The sequence below is a fragment of the Pseudoalteromonas sp. S4741 genome, assembly GCF_005886135.1.
GTDB lineage: Bacteria > Pseudomonadota > Gammaproteobacteria > Enterobacterales > Alteromonadaceae > Pseudoalteromonas > Pseudoalteromonas tetraodonis.
Window position 1 is genome coordinate 1 of record NZ_PNCN01000193.1, and the last position, 2,178, is coordinate 2,178.

General features: G+C 32.6%; 2 protein-coding genes. Both read right to left on the reverse strand.

Annotated elements, in window-relative coordinates:
- On the reverse strand, nt 1-645 hold a 645-nt coding region (locus CWC30_RS17560), incomplete at its 3' end, for a V-type ATP synthase subunit I domain-containing protein (protein ID WP_212746085.1).
- Nucleotides 642-2,057, reverse strand: a complete 1,416-nt coding sequence (locus CWC30_RS17565) for a hypothetical protein (RefSeq protein ID WP_138627741.1) — start codon at nt 2,055-2,057, stop codon at nt 642-644. The genes CWC30_RS17565 and CWC30_RS17560, both read right to left, overlap by 4 nt.
- Between the last annotated feature and the right edge of the window lie 121 nt (nt 2,058-2,178).

A 2,178-nucleotide genomic window follows, 5' to 3' on the forward strand; every position in this document is an offset into this window, starting at 1 on the left:
GATGAACTCGGGGCGATTCACGACATACTTTTCATTTATAATTATACTAAACACATATTGAGCGGCACCTGTTTTTTTATCAGCCCAGCATGGTGGATGATCTAAGCCATTTCCTAACTTTTCAATTTTATTCCTTAGGTTTTTATTTTGACCTTCAACATTTGCATGTTGTTTTACAATTTCTTGCAACACTTCAGGCAAAGAACTATCAGTAAAACCCTCGTTTAATACTATTTCTTTAGCTTCTTGAAACTCTCTAATTTCTCTTTTGATATTATCAATATCATCACTTGATGAAACATTAACAATTTCGTTAAGTGAGCTGGTTGCCTCTTGTAATTCAATTTTTGTAACTTCTAGCTCCTTTATAGCTTTCCTCCCCAAAACTAATTCATTAAATAACTCTTCGGGAGCAATATTAGATTGAGAGCTAAAAAAATCAGACGTTGATTCCAAAGATTCTCTAAGTTCTTTAATTTCTGCCTCAAGCTCACTTTTATCTTCAGCCCTTGAGTCAAGTTGCTCTGATATATTACTTATTTTCCAAGAAGAAAAAATAAGTAATATAAAGAAAAATATAAATGCTAACTCAGTCAATGAAGTTTCAATTATTGAATTAGCTCTTTCATGTGTGAAGTCACTCAACTCTGAGAACTCCGTAAAGCTCTAATTTGAAGAGTTAGCTGTTTATAAACTTCCGCAATATCATTTGCTAATTGGCCTGATGCATCTTCAGTAGATTGCGCAGCGCTGTAAATTTTATTGGAAGCTTTATCATTAATCGAAGTAGCTTTTTCTAATGAGGAGTTAAAGTCTTTTATAGTTCTTAGCAATTTTGATAGGTCTGTATTGACACTTTCAACGTTATCAAAAGATTCTATTGATTTGTTGATAGACTCTGTCAAGTCTGATGTTTTATTAGATATTTTGACTAAAGAGTCTGTTACCTGCTCTCCAACTTGACTTAAAGATTGAGATGCTGAGGCTACAGGCTCTATAGATGAGTTTATTTTTTCAACAACTGTATCAATACCCTTAGTGAAGTTTTCTAAACGAGCTTCTACAGCTTCTTCTGTTGTTATTTTTAAGTCAGTTATATCTGATAGACTGCTTATGATTCCTTCACTGATATTATTCAAATTATCGTTGTATTTTTTTGTGTGAGTTTTTATAGTTTCACTAAGTTTACTTTCTAAATTTGTAACATGAGATTGGAGTGTTTCTTCACTTCTTCCGTACTGATTTACCAACTTGTCTGCTAACGCTTTAAAATTAACGTTAACTTCTATGAATTTTGACTCATAATCATGCATAGAATTAATTATTTCTTTTAATGCTTGCTGTAAAGGGCTAGAGATTAAATCTGGTGAAATTTCAATACTTGATATTTTATGTGAAACATTCTCTAAACTCTCGCTAATTAACTTAGCATTAGATTGCATTGTTTCATTATAATCATTAAGAACTTTGCTATTAACATCACTATATTTTTTCAAAGTTTCTGACAATGTACTCTCAGTTTGACCGTGTACTTTATTAATAGAACTTACAACTTGCAGAGTTAAAGTATCTATTTGACCGGTAAAACGGTCTAGAGATTTTTCTATCTGATACTCCAGCCTCTCTCTGCGTTTTTGAGCCACTAATGAAAATGAAGTAACATATAAACGAGCAACTAATCCTATTATAGTTGTTACAAGGGCTGAGCCAAAACTTGCAACCATTGCGTGCATATTAACTTGTTCTTTAACCCCTAAAGAAAACAAGGATCCCATAAGTGCTACCAAAGTAAAAATAAAACCTTGATAATAGTAACTATCTCCAATAATAGTTATTGGTAAGTCAGTGTCCTTTGATAAAGTTATGTATATATAGATAGCCATGATAACTATTGGGATAAGTATAGAAACTAATGTTGAAGTCAGTAGAATCCCCGCAATAATACCAACAGCCCCTATTAAAAGGGTTAATATAAACATATTCTTCACAGATAAAGACTCTAGGTTGTATCCTTTTCTACCACTTAGCTCTTCACTGTTATTCTCTAGCTCACTCATAAATGCTTCCTAGCTTAGTTTTTTTACTCTAGTAAGTATGCCACCACTTTTTGCAAAGAATCGTTCCCAAAAAGTGATATGTTTTCTGTTTTGTCTATCGGTGAATCGCCCCGAGTTCATC